Origin of the sequence: Agrococcus sp. HG114 (genome assembly GCF_024723325.1) — a bacterium.
Lineage (GTDB): Bacteria > Actinomycetota > Actinomycetes > Actinomycetales > Microbacteriaceae > Agrococcus.
In genome coordinates this window covers 1-5,283 of sequence record NZ_JANQCH010000147.1, presented here as the reverse complement: position 1 = coordinate 5,283, position 5,283 = coordinate 1, and the positions used below count along the sequence as shown (strand labels likewise).

Below are 5,283 nucleotides of genomic sequence, written 5' to 3'. Positions count from 1 at the left end.
GGTCGCCGTTCGGCGGACTCCGGCTCGCGCTCCGCGACGAGCGCCTCGACCGCGCGATCGGCGCCCGCCGCCGAGGCGACCACGTGGGCCGCCGTGAGCCCGCCCAGCAGCACCGCGAGGGCTCCGAGCGCGAACCGCCATGCGAGGCCGGCGATCGGCAGCACGAGCGCGAGGGCGACGCACGCGAGCGCGAGGATCGTGAGGCCGCCGGCGAGCTGCTGCCCGGTCGCGGCGATCGTGCGCCCGTCGACGAGCACGACGGTGCGCCACGGCTGCGTGGCCGCGAGGAGGCCGAGCCCTCCGGCGGCGAGCAGCGCCACGACGGCGATCGTGCGGCCGCTCCAGCGGGTCATGCGCCGCGCGGCCGCATCGTGCTCGCGACCGCGACCGCGCGCAGCGGGGCCGCCGCCTTGTTCCGCACCTCCTGCAGCTCCGCCTCCGGATCGCTGTCGGCGACGAGGCCCGCCCCCGACTGCACGTGGGCGACGCCGTCGCGGAGCGTCACGGTGCGGATCGCGATCGCGAGGTCCGCGTCGCCCGCGAGGTCGAGCCATCCGACGACGCCGCCGTAGACACCGCGCTGGGCCGGCTCGAGCTCGTCGATGAGCTCGAGCGCGCGGGGCTTCGGCGCGCCCGAGAGCGTGCCGGCGGGGAAGGTCGCGCGGAACGCGTCGAGCGCCGAGGCGTCGGCGCGCAGCTGCCCCTCGACGGTCGAGACGATGTGCATGATGTGGCTGAAGCGCTCGATCGCCATGAGCTCGGTCACCGCGACGGTGCCCGGCACGCACACCTTCGCGAGGTCGTTGCGGGCGAGGTCGACGAGCATGACGTGCTCGCTGCGCTCCTTCGGGTCGGCGAGCAGATCCTCGGCGAGCTCCCGGTCGGCCGCGGCGTCGGCGCCCCGCGGCCGGCTGCCCGCGATCGGGTGCATCGTCGCCCGGCCCTCGTGGACCGTCACGAGCGCCTCGGGGCTCGAGCCGATGACCGAGTAGGCCCCGCCGTCGGCGTCCTCGAGCGAGAGCAGGTACAGGTAGGGCGAGGGGTTCAGGATGCGCAGCGCGCGGTAGACGTCGAGCGGCTCCGCGTCGGTCGGCAGGTCGAAGCGCGCGGAGAGCACGACCTGGAAGACGTCGCCGTCGACGATGTGGCGCTTCGACGCGTCGACCATCGCGCGGAACGCGTCGGCGCCGACGCGTGCGCTCGGCTCCGGCGCGGCGTCGCGGTCCAGGCCCGAGACGGAGCCGGCCTCGTCGCGCGCGAGGGCCGCCTCGAGCGCGTCGAGCCGGTCCTGCGCGTCGCGCCACAGCGCATCCGCGTCGTCGACGCCGTCGTTCAGCACGTTGGCGACGAGGTGCGCCGCGCCCGTGCGGTGGTCGAGCACCACCATGGTCGCGGTGAGCGCCATCGCGATCGCGGGCACGTCGACGTCGCGCTCGGGGGCGTCGGGGAGCCGCTCGAGCTCGCGCACGACCTCCCAGCCGATGTGGCCGATCATGCCGCTCGTGAGGCGCGGGAGCCCCTCGATGCGCGGCGTCGCCCAGCGGCGCAGCACGTGCTCGACCGTCTCGAGGCCGCCGCGCTCGACGGCGTCGCCGAGCAGGCGCTCGGCGGAGAGCGACGCGGAGCGCCACGCGATGCGGCCGCGATCGGCGGTCAGGATGCCGAACGCGTCGACGCCCACGAACGAGTAGCGGTTCCACACGCCCTGCTCGGCCGACTCGAGCAGGAACGAGCCGGGCCGGCCCGCCGCGACCCGGCGGTAGACGCCCACGGGCGTCTCGGCGTCGAGGAACACCTCGCGCACGACCGGCACGACGCGGTGGTCGGCCAGCAGCGCGTCGAAGCGCGCCCGGTCGATCGAGCCGCTCATCCCCGGGCCTCGAGCGGCACCGGGGTGAAGAAGCACGAGCGGGCGCCGGTGTGGCACGCGGGCCCCGTCTGGTCGACGCGGATCAGCAGCGCGTCGCCGTCGCAGTCGATCGCGATCGACCGGGGCACCTGGATGTTGCCCGAGGTGTCCCCCTTGCGCCAGTACTCCTGCCGGGACCGCGACCAGAAGGTCACGCGCCCCTCGGTCGCCGTGCGGCGCAGCGCCTCGTCATCCATGTAGCCGACCATGAGCACGTCGCCCGTCGCGTCGTCCTGGATCACCGCGGCGACGAGCCCGTCGGCATCCTTCTTCAGCTGCGGCAGCGTCATCGCACCGTCACCCCCGCCTCCCGCATCGCGGCCTTCACCTCGCCGATCGAGCACTGGCCGCTGTGGAAGATGCTCGCGGCGAGCACCGCGTCGGCGCCCGCGGCGACGGCGGGCGCGAAGTCGGCGGGCGACCCGGCGCCGCCCGAGGCGATGACCGGGGTCGTCGCGACCGCCCGCACCGCCCGCGTGAGCTCGAGGTCGAAGCCGTCCTTCGTGCCGTCCGCGTCGATCGAGTTGACGAGCAGCTCGCCCACGCCGCGGCGCACGCCCTCGGCCGCCCACTCGAGCGCATCGAGCCCGGCGCCGCGCGAACCGCCGTGCGTCGTCACCTCGAAGCCGCTCGGCTGCTCGCTCGAGCGCCGCACGTCGAGCGAGAGCACGAGCACCTGCGAGCCGAAGTCGCGCACGATCCGGTCGATGAGCTCGGGGTCGCGGATCGCGGCGGAGTTCACGCCGACCTTGTCGGCGCCGTGCGCGAGCAGGCGCGCGACGTCGTCGCGGCTGCGCACGCCGCCGCCGACGGTGAGCGGGATGAAGATCTGCTCGGCGGTGCGCTCGACGACCTCGAGCATCGTGCCGGCGTCCTCGACCGTCGCCTTGACGTCGAGGAACGTCAGCTCGTCGGCGCCCTGCTCGGCATAGCGGGCCGCGAGCTCGACGGGGTCCCCCTGGTCGGTGAGCCCCTGGAAGCGCACGCCCTTCACGACGCGCCCGTGGGCGACGTCGAGGCACGGGATGACGCGGGTGGCGAGCATCGCTGCCTCAGATCCTGGCTGCGTGGATGCGCGTGACGATGATCGCGCGCGCCCCGACGTCGGCGAGGGCGTCCATGACGTGGTTCGTCTCGTCGCGGTGCACCATGACGCGCACGGCGGCCCAGTCGGGGTCGCGCAGCGGGCTCACGGTCGCGCTCTCGAAGCCGGCGGCGACCTCGATCGCCGCCTCGAGGCGCGAGCGCTCGATGTCGTAGTCGACGAGCACGTAGTCGCGCGCGACGATCACGCCGTCGAGCCGGCGCTTGAGCGTCGAGAGCCCGGGCTCGTCCGCCCCGCGGGCGCCCGCCTCGTTCGTGATGAGCACCGCCTCGCTCGAGAGGATGGGCTCGCCGAAGACCTCGAGGCCCTGCGCCCGCAGGGTCGCACCGGTCTCGACGACGTCGGCCACCGCATCCGCGACCCCGAGCCGCACGGCCGACTCGACCGCGCCGTCGAGGCGCACGAGCCGCGCCTCGACGCCGTGCTCGGCGAGGTGCCGCTCGACGAGGCCCGTGTACGAGGATGCGACGCGGAGGCCTGCGAGGTCGCTCGCGCTCGAGAAGCGGCCGGCGGGGCCCGCGAAGCGGAAGGTCGAGCGCGCGAAGCCGAGGCCCGCGATCTCGATCGCGGGCGAGCCGGAGTCGAGGAGCAGGTCGCGGCCGGTGATGCCGACGTCGAGCGCGCCCGAGCCGACGTAGGTCGCGATGTCGCGCGGGCGGAGGAAGAAGAACTCGACCTCGTTGCGCGCGTCGACGACGATGAGCTCCTTGCTGTCGCGGCGGCCGCGGTAGCCGGCCTCGTCGAGCATCTGGGCCGCGGTCTCCGCGAGCGAGCCCTTGTTGGGCACAGCGATCTTGAGCATGGGTTCCTTCAGGTCTGACGGTCGGGGGACGGCGCGTCAGAGATGTCGGTAGACGTCCTGGAGCGAGAGGCCCTTCGCGAGCATGAGCACCTGGAGGTGGTAGAGGAGCTGCGAGATCTCGATCGCCGCCTCCTCGTCGCTCTCGTGCTCTGCCGCCATCCAGACCTCGGCGGCCTCCTCGACGATCTTCTTGCCGATCGCGTGCACGCCGGCGTCGACGGCCGCGACGGTGCCGGAGCCCTCCCGGCGCTCGGCGAGCGTCTGCTCGAGCTCGGCGTACAGCTCGTCGAAGGTCTTCACCGCTCCAGGCTACCGGCGTCGCGGAGCGCCGCGATGCGCGCGGCGACGTCGTCGTGGCCGTAGACGGCCGATCCGGCGACGAACACGTCGGCGCCGGCGGCCGCGGCGATCGGCAGCGTGTCGTCGGTGATGCCGCCGTCGACCTCGAGCTGGAGCGGCAGGCCCGCCTCGTCCGCCCGGCGCCGGAGCTCGACGAGCTTCGGCATCATCTCGGGCATGAACGACTGGCCGCCGAAGCCCGGCTCGACCGTCATGACGAGCACCATGTCGAACTCGGCGAGGTGCTCGAGGACCGCGTCGACGGCGGTGCCCGGCTTGAGCGCGATCGCGGCGCGCGTGCCGCGGGCGCGCAGCTCGCGCGCGAGCGCGACCGCGTCGCGAGTGGCCTCCGCGTGGAACGTGACGGAGCCGACGCCCGCGATCGCGTACTGCGGCGCCCACGTGTCGGGGTCGTCGATCATGAGGTGCACGTCGATCGGCAGCGCCGTGACCTCGGCGATGCGCTGCACCATCGGCAGCCCGAAGGTCAGGTTCGGCACGAAGTGGGCGTCCATGACGTCGACGTGCACGCCGTCGGCGTCGCGGATGCGCTCGAGGTCGCGCTCGAGGTTGACGAAGTCCGCCGACAGGATGCTCGGGTGGATCCTGACCATGCCGCTCAGCCTACCGACGCGGTCGTGAGCAGCTGGATGAACATCGCGTCGGTGCCGTTGCGGTGCGGCCACAGCTGCACGGCGTCGCCCGTGTCGCCGAGCGCGATGCCGGGCGACAGCTCGCGCACGACCGCCCGGGTGTCGAGCGGCCGGAGGCCGAGGGCGGATGCGCGGTCGACGACCGCACGCGTCTCGGCGAGGTGCGGCGAGCACGTGACGTAGGCGACGATCCCGCCGGGCCGCACCGCCCTGGCCGCGGCCTCGAGCAGCTCGCCCTGGAGCCGCGCGAGCGCGGGCACGTCGGTGGGCTGCTTCCGCCAGCGCGCCTCGGGCCGGCGCCGGAGCGCGCCGAGGCCGGTGCACGGGGCGTCGAGGAGGATGCGGTCGTACGCGCCGGCGGTCTCCCCCAGCCCGTAGCGGCGGCCGTCGCCCACGACGACCTCGGGGCGCGGGTCGATCGCTCGGACGGCGTCGCGCACGAGGCGCGCGCGGTGCGGTGCGACCTCGTTCGCCT

General features: G+C 74.4%; 6 protein-coding genes and 2 pseudogenes. All 8 read right to left on the bottom strand.

Features of this window, described 5'->3' with window-relative positions; translation table 11 throughout:
• Positions 1-353 (bottom strand): annotated as a pseudogene (locus tag NWP09_RS11500) (hypothetical protein); the annotation flags it as partial.
• On the bottom strand, positions 350-1,870 hold the full coding sequence (locus NWP09_RS11495) for an anthranilate synthase component I (protein ID WP_258275649.1): 1,521 nt from the start codon (positions 1,868-1,870) through the stop codon (positions 350-352). The pseudogene NWP09_RS11500 and the gene NWP09_RS11495, both read right to left, overlap by 4 nt.
• Positions 1,867-2,199, bottom strand: coding sequence for a phosphoribosyl-AMP cyclohydrolase (gene hisI / locus NWP09_RS11490; protein ID WP_258275648.1), 333 nt, complete (start codon positions 2,197-2,199; stop codon positions 1,867-1,869). The genes NWP09_RS11495 and hisI overlap by 4 nt, the downstream gene beginning before the upstream one ends.
• Positions 2,196-2,954 carry an imidazole glycerol phosphate synthase subunit HisF gene (gene hisF, locus NWP09_RS11485; RefSeq protein ID WP_258275647.1) on the bottom strand — a complete coding sequence of 253 codons (759 nt, stop codon included), beginning with the start codon at positions 2,952-2,954 and terminating at the stop codon, positions 2,196-2,198. The genes hisI and hisF overlap by 4 nt, the downstream gene beginning before the upstream one ends.
• Before the next feature lie 7 nt (positions 2,955-2,961).
• Entirely contained in the window at positions 2,962-3,816 is an 855-nt protein-coding gene (gene hisG, locus NWP09_RS11480) for an ATP phosphoribosyltransferase (protein WP_258275646.1), read from the bottom strand.
• Between the two features lie 36 nt (positions 3,817-3,852).
• The gene (locus NWP09_RS11475; protein WP_258275645.1) at positions 3,853-4,116 is read right to left on the bottom strand and encodes a phosphoribosyl-ATP diphosphatase; all 264 of its coding nucleotides are present in this window, start codon (positions 4,114-4,116) and stop codon (positions 3,853-3,855) included.
• A complete protein-coding gene (gene rpe / locus NWP09_RS11470) occupies positions 4,113-4,769 on the bottom strand; it encodes a ribulose-phosphate 3-epimerase (RefSeq protein WP_258275644.1) in 657 nt (218 codons plus the stop codon). The genes NWP09_RS11475 and rpe overlap by 4 nt, the downstream gene beginning before the upstream one ends.
• Positions 4,770-4,774: 5 nt before the next feature.
• Positions 4,775-5,283, bottom strand: a pseudogene (locus NWP09_RS11465) (rRNA small subunit methyltransferase B); the annotation flags it as partial.

Excerpts from the sequence above, each read along its gene's own strand:
- NWP09_RS11495 (WP_258275649.1), bottom strand. The coding sequence starts at position 1,870 with ATGAGCGGCTCGATCGACCGGGCGCGCTTCGACGCGCTGCTGGCCGAC.
- hisI (WP_258275648.1), bottom strand. The coding sequence starts at position 2,199 with ATGACGCTGCCGCAGCTGAAGAAGGATGCCGACGGGCTCGTCGCCGCG.
- hisF (WP_258275647.1), bottom strand. The coding sequence starts at position 2,954 with ATGCTCGCCACCCGCGTCATCCCGTGCCTCGACGTCGCCCACGGGCGC.
- hisG (WP_258275646.1), bottom strand. The coding sequence starts at position 3,816 with ATGCTCAAGATCGCTGTGCCCAACAAGGGCTCGCTCGCGGAGACCGCG.
- rpe (WP_258275644.1), bottom strand. The coding sequence starts at position 4,769 with ATGGTCAGGATCCACCCGAGCATCCTGTCGGCGGACTTCGTCAACCTC.